11 protein-coding genes are annotated in these 16,208 nt (G+C 55.2%); 4 read left to right on the top strand and 7 right to left on the bottom strand.

The genetic code is table 11. The annotated features are described in order from the left end of the window. Window positions 1-31 precede the first annotated feature (31 nt). The 5 genes from dusC to E0E17_RS13085 form a co-directional block, all read right to left on the bottom strand. Window positions 32-985: a tRNA dihydrouridine(16) synthase DusC gene (gene dusC / locus E0E17_RS13105; protein WP_130834481.1), complete on the bottom strand. Its 954-nt coding sequence runs from the start codon at window positions 983-985 to the stop codon at window positions 32-34. Between the two features lie 4 nt (window positions 986-989). Beyond that, the gene (rhlE, locus tag E0E17_RS13100; RefSeq protein WP_130834480.1) at window positions 990-2,309 is read right to left on the bottom strand and encodes an ATP-dependent RNA helicase RhlE; all 1,320 of its coding nucleotides are present in this window, start codon (window positions 2,307-2,309) and stop codon (window positions 990-992) included. 196 nt (window positions 2,310-2,505) lie between these two features. Beyond that, on the bottom strand, window positions 2,506-2,814 hold the full coding sequence (locus E0E17_RS13095) for a CcdB family protein (protein WP_130834479.1): 309 nt from the start codon (window positions 2,812-2,814) through the stop codon (window positions 2,506-2,508). A gap of 2 nt (window positions 2,815-2,816) precedes the next feature. Further along, on the bottom strand, window positions 2,817-3,056 hold the full coding sequence (locus E0E17_RS13090) for a type II toxin-antitoxin system CcdA family antitoxin (RefSeq protein WP_130834478.1): 240 nt from the start codon (window positions 3,054-3,056) through the stop codon (window positions 2,817-2,819). Between the two features lie 212 nt (window positions 3,057-3,268). Beyond that, complete coding sequence (locus E0E17_RS13085) at window positions 3,269-3,661, bottom strand: YbhQ family protein (RefSeq protein WP_130834477.1); 393 nt, start codon at window positions 3,659-3,661, stop codon at window positions 3,269-3,271. A 179-nt stretch (window positions 3,662-3,840) separates the two neighbouring features. Here E0E17_RS13085 and E0E17_RS13080 point away from each other — a divergent pair, with 179 nt between their 5' ends. Genes E0E17_RS13080 through E0E17_RS13070 form a run of 3 tightly spaced genes read left to right on the top strand, consistent with a single transcriptional unit; the run spans window position 3,841 to window position 6,817 of the window. Further along, complete coding sequence (locus E0E17_RS13080) at window positions 3,841-4,602, top strand: endonuclease/exonuclease/phosphatase family protein (protein WP_130834476.1); 762 nt, start codon at window positions 3,841-3,843, stop codon at window positions 4,600-4,602. Next, the gene (gene clsB, locus E0E17_RS13075; protein WP_130834475.1) at window positions 4,599-5,843 is read left to right on the top strand and encodes a cardiolipin synthase ClsB; all 1,245 of its coding nucleotides are present in this window, start codon (window positions 4,599-4,601) and stop codon (window positions 5,841-5,843) included. Before E0E17_RS13080 ends, clsB begins: the two co-directional genes overlap by 4 nt. Next, window positions 5,843-6,817, top strand: coding sequence for a lysylphosphatidylglycerol synthase domain-containing protein (locus E0E17_RS13070; protein ID WP_130834474.1), 975 nt, complete (start codon window positions 5,843-5,845; stop codon window positions 6,815-6,817). The genes clsB and E0E17_RS13070 overlap by 1 nt, the downstream gene beginning before the upstream one ends. Window positions 6,818-6,866: 49 nt before the next feature. Here E0E17_RS13070 and E0E17_RS13065 read toward each other — a convergent pair whose 3' ends face one another. Together E0E17_RS13065 and E0E17_RS13060 are read right to left on the bottom strand one after the other, a co-directional pair. Continuing rightward, complete coding sequence (locus E0E17_RS13065) at window positions 6,867-7,577, bottom strand: Bax inhibitor-1/YccA family protein (RefSeq protein WP_130834473.1); 711 nt, start codon at window positions 7,575-7,577, stop codon at window positions 6,867-6,869. Window positions 7,578-7,651: 74 nt separating this feature from the next. Then, window positions 7,652-8,749: a DUF1615 domain-containing protein gene (locus E0E17_RS13060; RefSeq protein WP_130834472.1), complete on the bottom strand. Its 1,098-nt coding sequence runs from the start codon at window positions 8,747-8,749 to the stop codon at window positions 7,652-7,654. 678 nt (window positions 8,750-9,427) lie between these two features. On the opposite strand from E0E17_RS13060, the gene E0E17_RS13055 reads away from it, so the two are divergent. Further along, entirely contained in the window at window positions 9,428-16,186 is a 6,759-nt protein-coding gene (locus tag E0E17_RS13055) for a hypothetical protein (protein ID WP_130834471.1), read from the top strand. The last annotated feature ends 22 nt before the right edge of the window (window positions 16,187-16,208 follow it).

Here is a 16,208-nt window from a genome sequence, read left to right as displayed (position 1 = left end):
AAAAAAGCCAGCGGCATGCCGCTGGCTTTTTTTATGCAGGTTGCTGACGCCTGGCATGACTGTCGATAACCTCCGCAATCTCTGCAGAGACTTTCAGCGTGCGGATGACGCTGAACAGCGGATCCGCCTCGACGTAAGCTTTACGCAGATAGCCAAGCCACTGCTTAATGCGCGCCACATGATAGAGGCCGGTATCGCCCTGCTTTTCCAGGCGGGTATATTTTTGCAGCAGCTGCAGCACCTGTGGCCAGGCCATTGCAGACTCGTTGTATTTCACCACCCGGCTGAGGTTGGGCACGTTTAACGCGCCACGACCAATCATCACCGCCTCGCAGCCGGTAATGCGCAAACAATCCTGCGCACTCTGCCAGTCCCAGATTTCACCATTGGCGATTACCGGGATCGACAGCCGCTGGCGGATTTCACCAATCGCCTGCCAGTTAATACATTCGGCGCGGTAGCCCTCTTCTTTGGTTCGCCCATGCACCACCAGCTCGCTGGCCCCGGCCTGCTGTACCGCATCGGCGATCTCAAAGCGCTGTGCGCCCGAGTCCCAGCCCAGGCGAATTTTCACCGTGACCGGCAAATGGGCAGGCACCGCCTCGCGCATCGCCTTTGCCCCGCGATAGATCAGTTCAGGATCTTTCAGCAGCGTGGCACCGCCGCCGCTGCCGTTAACCACCTTTGACGGGCAGCCACAGTTCAGATCCACGCCCCAGGAGCCGAGCTCAACGGCTCGCGCCGCGTTCTCGGCCAGCCACTGCGGATACTGCCCCAGCAGCTGGACGCGCACCCGGGTACCCGAGGGGGTATAACTGGCGTGATGCAGTTCCGGACAAAGACGGTAAAACGACTTCACTGGCAGTAACTGATCAACGACACGCAGGAATTCGGTAATACAGAGATCGTAATCATTAACTTCGGTAAGCAGCTCCCGCAGCAGCGAATCCAGTACCCCTTCCATGGGGGCGAGCAGTACCCGCATGATATTATGCGATTCCCTGCTTTTTCGCTGCCGGGCGACGCGAACGGGCGTTATCGCCCGCATAGCCGCTATGCTGACGTGGCGCCGCACGACGATCGCCCTGCGGACGACCCTGGCCGTTGCCTGCTCCGCGACCGCGTGACGGCTGCTGACGACCATTCTGAATCGGCTCAGCCCTGATGCTGGGGTCCGGTTCATAACCGGCAATCGCCATACGCGGAATTTCCCGCTTCAGCAGACGTTCAATATCACGCAGCAGCTTGTGTTCATCGACGCAAACCAGCGAGAGCGCCGCACCGGTGGCGGCCGCGCGTCCGGTACGACCGATACGGTGTACGTAATCTTCCGGCACGTTCGGCAACTCATAGTTAACCACGTGCGGTAGCTCTTCAATATCGAGGCCGCGCGCCGCGATATCGGTCGCTACCAGCACGCGAATGCCGCCGGATTTAAAGTCTGCCAGCGCACGGGTACGCGCCCCCTGACTTTTATTGCCGTGGATCGCCGCGGCGGTGATGCCATCTTTGCCCAGCTGTTCCGCCAGATGGTTCGCACCGTGCTTGGTACGGGTAAATACCAGCACCTGCTGCCAGTTATCGCGCCCAATCAGATAAGAAAGCAGCTCGCGCTTGCGCTTCTTATCGACCAGATGCACATGCTGACTCACCTGTTCAGAGGCGGTGTTACGGCGCGCCACTTCAACGCTTTCCGGGTTATGCAGCAGTTTTTCCGCCAGGGTTTTGATCTCATCAGAGAAGGTGGCGGAGAACAGCAGGTTCTGACGCTTCGGCGGCAGCTTCGCCAGCACGCGACGGATATCGTGGATAAAGCCCATATCGAGCATACGATCCGCTTCGTCGAGTACCAGAATCTCAACCTGCGACAGGTCAACGGCGTTCTGATGCACCAGGTCCAGCAGACGGCCCGGGGTCGCCACCAGAATATCGACGCCCCCGCGCAGTTTCATCATCTGCGGGTTAATGCTGACGCCGCCAAATACCACCAGCGAACGCAGGTTCAGGTATTTGCTGTAGTCACGTACGTTTTCGCCCACCTGGGCCGCCAGCTCGCGCGTCGGGGTCAGGATCAGCGCACGTACCGGGCGACGCCCTTTCGCCGCAACCGGGCTGGTGGAAAGGCGCTGTAACAGTGGCAGGGTAAAACCTGCCGTTTTGCCGGTACCGGTCTGGGCGCTCGCCAGCAGATCGCGTCCGGCCAGCACCACGGGGATCGCCTGGCGCTGCACAGGTGTAGGTTCACGGTAGCCCTGTTCGGCGACCGCGCGCAAAATATCGGCACTCAGGCCGAGAGAGTCAAAAGACATGTAAATGTTTTACTCCGGTCCGCCCTGGCCGTGAAGCACGGTGTAGTTTTCAGGGGGATAGTGACGCCAGCCTGCGCTGACGTATGAAAAGGGCACAAACTACGATGCGTAAGGGCAGCAGTGTAGCAGCTTTCCGTTGCCAGCGCGAGATCGCGCCGTCAGGTATTCCGCCTGCGCCTTTTCGGGACCGGCAATATCAGAAGCCGTCAAAAATGAAGTCGAGGGCATTTTTGATCACCTGACGAAATGGCCGGGCATCCATGACTTCTGTACCTAACTGGGACAGCCTGACACTGGCCATTTCATGCGTCATCAGCAGATAATCACTGCCTTCTACTGATAACAGGGGCGTCAGCCGCTTAACCGGGGGAGCGATGATATTGCTGACCGGGTAAAGAGGGATAACCAGGCGGGTATGCAGTTCATCAATAATATCGCTTTGAATATCCAGTAAATAAGGATACGCCTTGCTGTTACCCCTGTTGCGATAAACAACATATTGCATGTTTAAAATGTCCTGTACTCATCTGACAACAGACCATGCTCCTCAGTGATTCGGTTAAGCTCCTGCAGCCCAGAGCGGTTCTCTCTTTTCCAGCGTTCTGCTCCCGTCGCGTTAATTTCCCGCTTCAACGCTTCAGTCAGCACTGCGGATAAGTTGAGACCGGCATCGCGTGCTTGCTGGAGTAAAACGGGTTCCAGCGTGACGCTCACTGTTTTTTTATGACGGATAGTTGCACCTGGCATAATGCCCTCACAATGACACGGGTAAAATACACGTGTCATGAGTATGCTCGAAAGCGTCGGACACTGCAATGCTGCAGCAGATATGTCAGGAGGACTGTGCTGACTGGCCGGGAAAGCCCATTTTTCTTATTGTCAGTTTGTCAGCGCGCCATACTGCGGCCAGTAAAGAAAAAGGCCACCAGCGGTGGCCTTTATCGTTATCAACTGTGCGTTTAGCTGCGTTTCTTCTGCACGCGCCGGGCCGGCTCTTTTGCCAGCAGGGAAACCACCGCCGGACCGACCAGCATCACCAGCCCCAGGCATCCCAGCAGCAGGTTGTTATGGATGAAGCGGGACACCAGGTACAGCGACAGCATCGCCGCGCCAAAGTAGTAGGTGGTGGTCGCTTCTTCCAGATAATCGCCCAGCATCCGGAAACGGGGCATACGTTGGGTAACGATCATGGCGACGAACACCAACGCATAAGCGCCAACCAGAGTGCCGCACACTTCTGGCAGTGCCTGGTTTTTCCAGCCCCAGACCAGCAGTGAGATCAACAGCAGATGCATAGCAATATGCACACAGGTTTGACCGGTAACAATCTGAATTCGATTAGCCCATTTCATTCTTCTCTCCTGGCTGACCTGACAGGTCGCTCAAGTGCACCCGACCGAAACAGGTAACGGGTTTTCTCAATCTAACGCACTTCTCGGACAACACCTTAAATTTTCCCCGGCATCAGCATCAATTTGTGACAGGGACTACACTCTAACCTGTTAATGATGAAAAGGAGTGCGTCGAGAGTATGCCACAGATTACGCAAGGATTTTCATTTAAGGTCCTGACGATCAATACCCATAAGGGTTTTACCACTTTCAACCGACGCTTTATCCTACCGGAATTGCGCGACGCGGTACGCGCCACCTCCGCAGACATTGTTTTCCTGCAGGAAGTGATGGGCACCCATGCCGTGCATCCGCTGCAGGTGGAAAACTGGCCAGATACGCCGCATTACGAATTTCTCGCTGACACAATGTGGAACGATTATGCCTACGGGCGTAACGCTGTCTACCCTGAAGGGCATCACGGCAACGCGATATTGTCACGTTTTCCCATTGTTGAGTATGAAAATCGCGACATTTCTGTTGCCGGAAGTGAAAAGCGCGGCATGTTACACTGCCGTATCACCCTGCCGCAACCGCATAAAGAGCTGCATGTGATCTGTGTACATCTCGGGCTGCGCGATATGCATCGTCGCGCCCAGATGAAGATGATGTGCAGGATGATCGCCTCGTTGCCGCCCGATGCACCGCTGGTGGTGGCCGGTGATTTTAACGACTGGCAACTGCGTGCTAATCACGTTCTTAAACACTGTGCAGGGCTGGATGAAGTTTTCAGCATAAAACATGGACGACCGGCACGGACATTCCCGGCTCGTTTTCCGCTGCTGCGCCTCGATCGTATTTATGTGCGTAACGCCTCGGTCAGCCGTCCCTGGGCGCTGCCGATGCGGCCCTGGTCCCATCTCAGCGACCACGCACCGTTAGCCGTGGAGATCCATTTATGAATTTCGGGTGGCGTGAAGGCAATCAGATTCGCCTGCTGGAAAATGGCGAACAATTCTTCCCGCGCGTATTCGGCGCGATTCAACGTGCCCAGCGTTCTGTACTGCTGGAAACTTTTATTTTGTTTGAGGATGAGGTAGGCAAGGCGCTGCATGAGGTGTTAATCGACGCGGCGCAGCGCGGCGTGAAAATAGAGATGATGGTGGACGGTTATGGCTCACCCAATCTTTCCGACGAGTTTGTCACCTCGCTCACGACGCTGGGCGTACGCTTTATCTATTACGATCCGCGCCCGCTGGTGATGGGGATGCGTACCAACGTGTTCCGTCGCCTGCATCGCAAGATTGTGGTAGTCGATGAAGCGGTCGCCTTTGTCGGCGGCATTAACTTCTCTGCTGAGCACAACACCAGCTATGGCCCGGAAGCGAAACAGGATTATGCCGTTGAGGTCAAAGGTCCGATCGTTGAGGATATTACACGCTTTGTGCAGCAGGCGATCGGCAGCGAGCAGGTGACGCGGCGCTGGTGGGGCCATCGTTCCCATCAACCGGCGCGAAACAGTACGCCCGGCGATGCACAGGCGCTGTTTGTCCATCGCGATAACGATGAGCATCGCGACGATATTGAGAAGCACTACCTGGAAATGCTGCAGAAGGCCAAACAGGACGTCATTATCGCCAACGCCTACTTCTTTCCGGGCTATCGCCTGCTGCGTGAAATGCGCAACAGCGCCCAGCGTGGCGTGCGCGTGCGGCTGATTGTGCAGGGCGAGCCCGATATGCCGATCGTCAAGGTAGGTGCTGAGTTGCTTTATAACTACCTGGTGGATGCTGGCGTAGAGGTCTATGAATATTGTCGCCGTCCGCTGCATGGCAAGATCGCAGTGATGGATCAGCAGTGGTCCACGGTAGGCTCCAGCAATCTCGATCCGCTCAGTCTGTCGCTGAATCTTGAGGCGAATCTGATTATCCATGATCGTCAGTTTAACCAGACGCTGCGTGACAACCTGGAACAGCTGCTGAGTAAAGATTGCGTCCGCGTGCAGGATGACCGCCTGCCGCCGCGTACCTGGTGGCATCTCACCAAAAGCGTTATCGTCTTCCACTTTCTGCGTCACTTCCCTGCCATCGCGGGCTGGCTGCCCGCCCATACGCCGCGGTTATCGCTGATGAAGCCGCCGGTACAGCCGGAAATGGAAACTCAGGACAGAATCGAAGCGGACAATGAAGGAGCGAAATCCTGATGGCAAAAAAACATCCTCGCTGGAAGCTGGTAAAGAAAATCCTTACCTGGCTGTTCTTCATCGCCGTGATTGTGCTGCTGGTAATCTACGCCCGTAAGGTCAACTGGGAAGATGTCTATAAAGTCATTGTTAACTATAACCGTTTTGCCATTCTGAGTGCGGTCGCGCTGGTGATCCTCAGCTATATCACCTACGGCTTTTACGATTTAATCGGTCGTGCCTACTGTGGACATAAGCTGGCTAAACGCCAGGTGATGCTGGTCTCCTTTATCTGTTACGCCTTTAACCTGACGCTCAGCACCTGGGTTGGCGGCGTGGCGATGCGCTACCGACTCTATTCACGTCTTGGCCTTAACAGCGGCACCATTACCCGCATTTTCTCCCTGAGTATCGCTACTAACTGGCTCGGCTATATCCTGCTGGCAGGGGTGGTGTTCAGTGCCGGAATGGTGCCGATCCCGGCGGGCTGGTTTATCGGCGGCACCACGCTGCGCATTATTGGCGTGCTGCTGCTGATTGCGGTTGCGGCTTATCTCTGGGCCTGCGCCTTCTCAAAACAGCGACGCTGGAAAATCCGCGGCCAGAAGCTGGCGCTGCCCTCGCTGCGTATGGCGCTGTTTCAGTTCGCCGTCTCCTGCGCCAACTGGATGGTGATGGGCACCATTATCTGGCTGCTGCTGGGACGTGATGTGCACTATCCGGTGGTGCTGGGCGTACTGCTGATCAGCAGTATCGCGGGGGTGATCATTCATATCCCTGCTGGCATCGGCGTGCTGGAAGCGGTGTTTCTGGCGCTGCTGAGCGGCGAACACACCACTCATGGCGCCATTATCGCCGCCCTGCTCGCCTATCGCGTGCTCTACTTTATTCTGCCCTTGCTGCTGGCGCTGGTGCTCTACCTGTGGCTGGAGAGCCGGGCGAAACATCTGCGCAAGAAAAATGAGCAGAAGCTGCAGAATCACGAAGGGGCATAATGCGGAAATGATCTCCTGCCTTCTCAGCGAATAAGGCAGGAGATGAGACTTAGCGGCGGTTGCCCATAATACGCAACAACATCAGGAACAGGTTAATAAAGTCCAGATAGAGGGTCAGCGCGCCCATAATCGAAGCCCGACGCAGATTCTCCTTATCCTCAACGTTTATCCCTTCACCGATATTTTTCAGACGCTGCGTGTCATAGGCGGTCAGGCCGACAAACACCAACACGCCAATATAAGTGATCACCCACATCAGCGTTGGGCTTTTCAGCCAGAAGTTCACCAGCGATGCCAACAGGATGCCGATCAGCGCCATAAACAGCAGGCTGCCGAAGCGACTGAGATCGCGTTTGGTGGTGTAGCCATAAAAACTCATCGCCCCGAACATCCCGGCAGTGACAAAAAAGGTGCTGGCAATCGACGAATAGGTATAAACCAGAAAGATACTCGCCAGCGTCAGGCCGGTCAGCGCCGAATAGAGCATAAACAGCGCGGTAGCGACCCCCCCACTCAGCTTATGTACCAGGCCCGACAACACAAACACCACCACCAGCTGCGCAATGATCAGACCAAAGAAAGTGATGCGGTTAGCAAACACCATCTCCATAACGGCTGGCGTACGGGCTGCAAACCAGGAGACAAAAGCGGTCAACAGCAAACCACAGGTCATCCAGCCATACACCTGAGACATATAGGTTTGCAGCCCGGCAGATGCCTGCTGCACGACGGAACCGTTTGAACGTGGATATCGCTCCATGATGCACCTCTCATTGATTAAAGAAATCAGTGTTAAGTGTGGCACAGCATCTGCTGTCTGCACCCTCACCGGTCTTATTGCCGCTTCAGACACTGCTGATAACGGCTCTCTACCCGCTGAGCAAACCAGGCGGTGGTCAGATTACGGGTGATTTTTGGGCTTTCAAGCTTAATGCCCGGCAGCATTTCTCGTGGCAACTGACGCCCGGCCATCTTATCGGCCAGCGTAAAGACCTGCTGCCATAAATCCGTATCACTGAAGCTGGCGCTGTCACCCTTCTCCAGATCGCGCCGGATTTCGCGCGGGCGCATATCAATCCGCTGCGCCAGGCTGCGTACTGCCAGTTCGGTCGTCCCCGGCTTATCGGAGCCGTAAATAATCAGATCGCCATCCAGCGCCAGATCGATGCCGCTGGCGCGCGCCACCGCCGCCTGGAACGCCGCGTTACGACTGGCATACCAGCCCGCATTAAAATCAGCAAAACGGTAGAGGGGACGCGAGTAGTTCGCCGGGTAGCCGAGCAGATGTTTGACGCCGAACCAGATGCCGCCGCGCCGGGTAAACACCTCCTTGCGGATGCTCTGTTCCACCGGCCAGGGATAGCCGTCGGCGTGCGCTTCAGCAAAAGCGATGCTGACCTGCATCGGCCCTCCGGTACGCACCGGGTTCAGGCTGCCGAACAGTTTCTGCCCCATCGGCACCCTGTCGATCAGATCGTCAAAGATATCGCTCAACGCTTTTTCGCTGCGCACCTTATCCAGTCGGGCGGCGTAGCTTTCACCCGTGGATGAAGGGATCATCAGGGCGGTGCGTACCAGAAAGGCGGGGATATGCAGTCTGGCTGCGCGGCGATTGATCTCCTTCCAGGCGATATCAGGCAGGCCTGCCACGCTGGCCTCAGCGCTGAAGTTCGATTCCTGATCGGTTACGGCAATCACCGCACAGAGATTACTGACGCTGGCATCCAGGTTTTGCGTCTGAAAGGCGGTATAGATATCGTTGGTCCAGGCGCTTCGCTGGCTGACTTTGGCGGGTAACAGCTGACGGAGCTGCGTTTTAACCTCAGCAGGCTGGCGCTCAGGGACTTCCGGCGCCTTTTTCGTGCTACAGCCCGCCAGCAGCAGTCCGGCAATGAAGATAAAACGGTGTCTGACAGGCTTTGTATTAAACATAAGTTTCCTTGCCGTTGCTTTGACAGATGCCTTCCGATCCACAGAAACTGAATTACCCAGACAATAACATAAGTTTTTATTTTTTTACCAGAATTAACCCGCCACCGATATAAAAACCCGCCTGCGACAAACCGCCACTCAGAATATTCAGAAGGGCGAAAACTGATATTTATCCCCGGGCAAAAACGCTATAACCGTCATTTTCCTCCCCGGGTTAACGACATGCCTGATTTAACCATCAATAATGCGTCAGCTTTTCCCCTTTGTGCCAGCTCACAGCGCCCATGCCAATCAAACCATCAGAATATACCGCTCTGTGCCTGTAATAACGCCGCCAGTTTTCCCGCACCGCTCGCCAGGGTGCAAGACCGCCCTTCCCGTCCGTCTGTCAGCCTGACGCCGACCTTAAGCGAACAAATTACCAGAATAATTAATCCTGAAACGGGAAACCGGGAAACCTGGGCTTTAATAAAAATCGTCACTGCCCAGTGGGCCAGTCGCAATCAGCCATTAAGCCAGCATATCAGTAATGAGAAAATTATTGACTTATTAAGCCAATATCAGCATCAACACCACGCCCCGCTGCCCGCTGAATTACGTGCCATAACAAGCATTATTGCCGCCGACATTAAACGCCAGCCCCACTTATATGAACATGTAATTACTCAGCATAACAGCGTGAAAATAGATGCAGACAAATTACTCCGCAATATTATCTGGAATAGTCTGCAAAAGCTGATCGGAAAATTACTTTTTGCCCTGACCTCGACGCAAAAGCTGAAAGCGCTCAGTGACGAGCTGAGAGTTCTTTATTCCGCCAGTATGTCACCCGGTAAAAAAATACAAGAGATGGCCGACCTGTTAGCGCGTGCCAGTCTGATCACCACACACCCCCGCTTGTCCACGATGCGCCGCTGCTTAGGGTATATCGCTTCCCTGCTGACTGAAATAAGCGGCCAGTGGGAAACGCTTGTCGCAGAAGCCGAAAACTTCCAGCGCAGTCAAACGCTGGTCGATAAACTTATCGCTATCCTCTCGCTGGGCGAGGCGATTTTTTCTGAGCGGGCCCTGCAACTGTTGTGTAACCCGGAAGATATCTCACCTTTTCGCCATCAGCTCCGGCGCTGTAAAACGCTGCTGTGCCAGCTGCAGTTTCTGCAATCCAGCGGGGAGATTGTCTGGTCTGACTGGCTGAGGTTGTTAACCGGCATCCCGGAGATGACAACACTGCTGCATGCGTCAGTACGGGATCTGGCACTGACGCTGGCGCAACAGCCCGCTTTCGCCGCCTGGCCGCTCAGGGCAGGAATCAGCGACCAGCTGAGATGGCTCACCGCCCGGTTAGCCGATCCTCAGTTACGTCCGGCGTTACGTCCGCTGATGGCCCGCCTCTGTGCAGATGAGGCGCAGATCGACTCGCTTTTTGCGCTCTTTTCCCTGGCCGGAGCGCTGCACAGCTACCCGGCGGACGCGGCGTTGAGCACTCAGCTCAGCTGGCTCTGCGCCCAGCTCAGGCAGAACGACATTACTGCGCTGCCGCCGCTGGCCTGGCTGACCGGCAGCGGAGAGGAGCAGAACAGCCTGAAGCTACTGGAAGCGATGATTTGCCCGACACAGCGCAATGTAGAAGCGGTGCTGCGGCAGGGCGTTTATGCGCTGGCACCGCTGCTCATGAATCATTTCGCGGGCGCATCTCTTCCGGCCGAACTGCTTCGCAATTTATGGCACTGCTACCAGCGCGCCAGCACGACGGAGAGCTGGAGCGAGATGTTTATCCGCCTGGCTGAGACGCTGCAGGGTACGCTGAAACATTATGCGCACAGTTGTCTGATTGACTGGTTGACCGCTAACCCACTCGCAGCCGCCACCCTGAACTGTGCCCGGGAGATCTCTGCCCTTAACAGCTGGGAGAGTGCTTTACGCTGGTTTGCCCTTCACGACCGGAGCAGCGATCACCAGATACGCTTTTTTTATCAGCACTATCTGTATGCCATGCTGCTATTACAGGTTTATCAGGCGCTGCGGGCGAAAGACCACCAGCGCAGCAAAGAGGCGTTGACACGTCTGGCGGCACAACTGAAGGATCACCCGGTGGTCGAACGTTATCCCCAGTTAAGCAGAATCATTGATTTGCTGCCGTTTATCCCCCTGTTCCGTCAGGCCTGGCAGCGGATGCCCGGGTTACCGTCAGGCGCAAGCTGGTGGGAATGGAGCCTCAACGGGATCAATGCGTTAATCAACAGCCCGCATCCGGAGTTTCAGACCCTGGGGCAGTGGCTGACGCACAAAGTGGAGGAGTGGCTTTCTGACGCGCTGATGCAGGGCATAGAGCAGATGCATTTTCCCTCTCTGTTGCCGGGCGCTGCCGCCGCCAGCGCCAGTGGCGCGCCAGTCGTGTCACCCGCCCATGCATCCGCCTGGTCCGCCGGGCTTAGCCTGACTACCGGCGTTTCGCTGGAAATTGTTGGTGCGGGCGCCCTTGTGTATGCCCTCTGCCAGCGCCATCAGTCAGCTGACGGGATGCGCTCACCGGCTGACAGGCAAAGGCGTGCTCTCGCCCCGCTTCCTCTTCTGTCCGGCATGATGGCTCTCAGCATCGGCAGCTGGCTTATTTATCGCGGTATAACACGTCCGACGGCGGCGCCCCGGCGGGCAGAAGAGGCGCTGCCCGCTGGCCTGGTCGCCGATATCACCAGCCTGCCTGGCTTCAGTGCACTGATCGCGTTAACAGAACGGGATGCTGACAGCTATATCGAGGCTGTCACCATCCCGCCTGCGGTTTCCGCAGTACGGGCGAAACGTCACTCCGCAAGCGGCCTGGCGGAGAAGAGTGAAAAACCGGAGGGTACGCCACTCCCTTTTTACCTGCACAACGATCCGGCAGAACTCTTACGCACCCTCTTTCCTGCCTTCACGGATGAAAAAAGTGACGCGTCTCTGATTCTGGCGCTGATTATTCAGGGTGCGCTGAAACATCACCATGTTATTGAGCACGGCATACGTAAAGGGGCGCCAGATGAAAAACGCATGCCCTACCAGGGGCAGGTCAAATTTCCTCTACTGGCGATTGAAGTTATCGAGACCCTGAGCAAACTGATCGCCCTGCAGGAAAACGACTATTTTTTCACCCGCACGCAGGCGGTAGCCAGCGAGTTAAAAGATGCCCTGAGCACGCTGTTTGCGATGCTGAGCGCGCAGAAATATACCGCTTTAAAGAAATATTGCGCCGACCATAAGCAGAGGTTCTTTTTTTATGCGTCCGCCATTTGTCAGCAGGATTTTCTCGCTACCGGCTACCCGTGTCTGATTGCCGGGCTGCCTGACGAGCCACTGCAACAGCGGATTAAAAGCTATGTAGCCTTTCTGTATCAGAAACAACCGCCAGACCAGCCCCCTCTGTTCGCCGGTGAGGCGCTGTTAACCCATTTAGCCGCCCAGCTGGTGAGTGAAGGAAAAACAATCTGTAAGCACCACCTGTTTATCAGCCACAGCGATCTCAGTTATCTGCAGCATATCTGCTTGCTGCTGCATAAAATCGGGCCTTATACCCGCCATTATATTGCGGTACATCGTCCCCATCTCACCGCCAGAATAACCCGCCTGAACACCACCCTGAAAAAAATCACGGCCTTTTATGACGGGTTTTATATCTGCCAGCTGTTCCGGCAGATGGACAGCGCAGCGGTTGCATTCGCATTTGCCGCGCCCGTCGTTGCCGGGCGGGCGGAAAATGATTATCAGGCGCTGGCAGAAAAGTTTTTTCATTTTACCCTCCAGCGCCTGAACAGGATTTTTGCTCAACGGGACGTAAAGAATCTGCATGCTCTCGCGCCTTTCAGTGAAGCCAGCCAGCTGCGGGACTATTTTGTCGCTATGCTGCCTCAGGCCAGCCCCGCGGAGAGCGCAACAGGGAAATTTCTTTCCGGTGAACTGACGCCACAGGAAGGAGAGCATCACGCCGCGCATTTTGCCCGCCTGGTGATACAAACCCACCTGCAGCCGACGTTGATGCGCATTATTACTGCGCTGCAACAGGAACAGGATCCGCCGGCATTTCTGACCCAGGCGCGTTTTCATCAGCTGTTCGCGCTGAATTACCCGTTGCTGAGCGCCCCGTCCGCCCTGCCTGTCGGCAACATGCTGAGCGTCGGACAACAAATCAGCGTCAATGCCAATCTCGAAGAGCAATATCTTTTCTATAAGCTGCTGCTCACTAATCAGCGGATTAACACCACCGTCAGCCAGCAACTGGAAAAGTCGTCAGGTAACTCACCGGCGGCGCTCGCTTTATTTAAAGATCATCGCTACAGCATTATGCGCAAGGCAGAGGCTGACGCCGCCGGGAAACAGACGCTTAAAACCTTTCTTGATCTGAATGAGTCTCTGCTGCTGCAGATGCTCGCTTATGACATGCCCGGCGACCTTTCACTACAGGCATGGTTAACCGACCTGTTTAATACTTTGATCCGTCACGCCAGCGACGCCCTCACCCGCACCTGCACCCAGGCTGTCAGGTTCAGCACTGCGTCCGCCCGCACCACATCCCGCGAACCGCTGGAAAAGGCGGCAACGGAAATCGCTTTTTTGCATGATGCCTTTGACGGACGTAAAAAGATCGCGGCGTTGCTCGCATTGATTATTGATAAAGCGGGCATGAAAAATAGCGCCCGGTTAAATCCCCTGCCAGGCATCATCGCCCGCTCCCCGGCCAACAGCGCTGAAGAGAAAATAAATGATACGAAAATCGCGGCCGTGGAGTTTTTTATTCAGGCGGATGGCCTGAACAGCATCCAGGCGCTGAATATTTATCATCAGGTAACGCGCAGTGAACATATTGCGGCGGAAGCGCTGCTGCTGTTTGCCAGCCTTTACTGGCTGCTTTATTACGACGAAAGGTTTACGCCTTTGCGCCCGGCGCTGCTGAGCATGTTTGCGACAGATACACTTCACCATCCCACCCGTCAGGAGAGCTTGAAAAGCGCGCTGATATGGCATTTCCTGTCACCCGCAAAGCTCATCGCCATATTTTTAAAAAACGAGCGTGAGATCGGCAACAAGCAACTGCTTGATCAATATTGCGCCACTTACCGTTCGGTCTTTTCGCTGAAAAAACGCTCTGAATTAGCGGACCAGAGCCTGGCCAGCTATACGGCGCAGTTTGTTAACTACCGCAAAAATGATCTGCGGAATGAGGCGCAAAAAACCGCCTGGCTGCAGTTACTGCTGTGCGGCATCGATGAAAAAGAGCTGACGCAACCGGCAAAGAAAATCTGGTATGCCCGCCATGTTAATGAGCGGGCCATTCGCAAAGCGGCGGTTGCCCCTTTTCCACCGCTGGACGGGCGGGAAAACGATCTCTGCATTATTCTCACCGCCGGAAATAATTTTATCGTTTCCTGTACTACCGAGGGCGTTTTCGCCATGCGTTATTTCAGGATGACACAGCCTGTCGTCGGTTTGCAGGATTTGCCGTGTCTCAGACAATATTCAGCCCGGCAGCTGCAAGATAACCTGATCCCTTTTCATTTTAAGGAAGATGAACGCAGCCTGGAGTATTTCCCGACAGCGCCGCACAGCCAGGAATGTATTATTGCCCTTAACAGCCTGGGCAGCGCACCCGCCCGCTGGATCAGACACAGCACGCTGGAAATCAGCGGACAGGAGAAAATCGCCGTCTATCGTTTTCAGGAACAGCCGGGTCAGCTGGCTATCGTGGCAACCATCAATACGCAGTACCAGCAGGCGTTAACGGAAGTCGCAGAAAAAATGGAGGTGATTTACAACGATATTGAAAGCACCGGGGAAAAGATCCTGAGCTTTATCCCTTTCGGCACCATTATTAATGAGAAAATCCATGACGGAAACTACCCTGTCAGCGCCAATAGCTATGCGGTTGAAAGCCTGTTCCTGTTATTAAACCTGACCGATACGCTTAATGAACTGGTGCAGGGAAGTTACAGAGCCACCGACGCGTTTATTCACCAGGCCTCGCGCACCGGCATTCGCCGCGCCACTACCCGTTTGTTAAGCGAACTGGGTAAAAATGCCCCGACGCTCGCGAAAAAGACGGCGCTTTTAGCGCTGCGCGCCTTTAATCCGCTGCCCTTTACGGAACTGGCAGCCCGTTACGCCAGCGAAAAATTTACCCGTTTTTTATTTAAAAACCGGGCAAAGCGCACCGGGGAGCTGTTGAGTCTGGCGCTGTCCGGACATAAAGAACATCTGTTTGACAGTATCTTCCATGGACAGGCCGCTTCACCCGGTGATATCAGCCAGCCGCGGCTGCTGCACGGCGAGCGTTATCGCTGCCTGGAGCATCTGCTGTGCTGGCGCAGACCCGCCGGTGAGGAGGATGCGGCGGAGCATTTGTCGGATACAGGCGCGTCGCATAGCCCGTCCACCTCCCCGGTGGAGACGCCCATCTCTTCAGACTCTTTGCCGAGTCTCGAATCTTATCCCTCAGATCTGTTTGATGCGCCGGTGGAGGTGCAGCCCGCGCCGGGTGACAGGGCGACGCTGGTAGCGGATATGCAGGAACAGGGCATGACGGTCTACGGCCCGGGTTATATCGGCCTGCAGCGCTTGCCGACCGCAAAAATGAAAGAATATGCCGTCCGGGCCATGAACCTGCTGCCACAGGTGAAAAGCAAAATTATCAAAGCGATTACAGTTATCGAGAAGGCGAAAGCGGGTGATGAGGCGATAAAGCGCGCCCTCTACGGTTTAATCAGTCCGCTGATTAACAGCGAACTGCCGCACTATATCGAAACGGTACTGAACAATCTCAATGCGCGCAATAAAGCCATTAACCGCCTGAATATCACCAGCGATAATCTGTTTTTTTATCAGGAACGGGAAGAAGTGGGTATGCCCAGAACCGTTGCCTTTATTCATCCGCGCGATGCCAAAAGGACCATTTTTATTAATATGGCTAATGCGGCTTACGCCTCTGACGGTTTATCGGGATCGTTAATCCATGAACTTTCGCACTTTGCCTGGACCCGGGATTTAATCTATCTGAAAAACGTCGATGGCATACCGGATACCCTGGCCGGCCTGCAATTAAACCGCGATTACAATATCTCTTACCCTGAAGACACGGTCAGAGCCTTTTTTAAACTTTCTGAAGATGAGGTGGTCACCGACAGTCTCAGACAGCAATTCCTGAATAGCATGGACGATCCCTGGTGGCGGACAAAACTGGTCGCGAATAATGCCGATTGTCATGCGGATATCGTGATGAAAATCGATAAGGCTTTTTCCGTTTCAGCGCAGGGCGAGGTGAGCATAGTTCCCGGTGGGATCAACAAACGCAGTCCCGACGTCACTGCAGCACCCGAACACGCAAATGCGCAAATGCTTAGCGGGCTGATAAAGCTCTTTTCCGCACTGGTTGAGCGTGAAGCGGAAAAGCGCGTTCAGCCGGTGATATTTTAAACCGCGCCCCCCTTCCCTTGCG

The sequence above is a fragment of the [Erwinia] mediterraneensis genome (assembly GCF_900604315.1).
Classification (GTDB): Bacteria; Pseudomonadota; Gammaproteobacteria; order Enterobacterales; family Enterobacteriaceae; genus Pantoea; species Pantoea mediterraneensis_A.
Note: the sequence above shows the minus strand (reverse complement) of the source record. Positions and strands in the feature narration are given on the sequence as shown.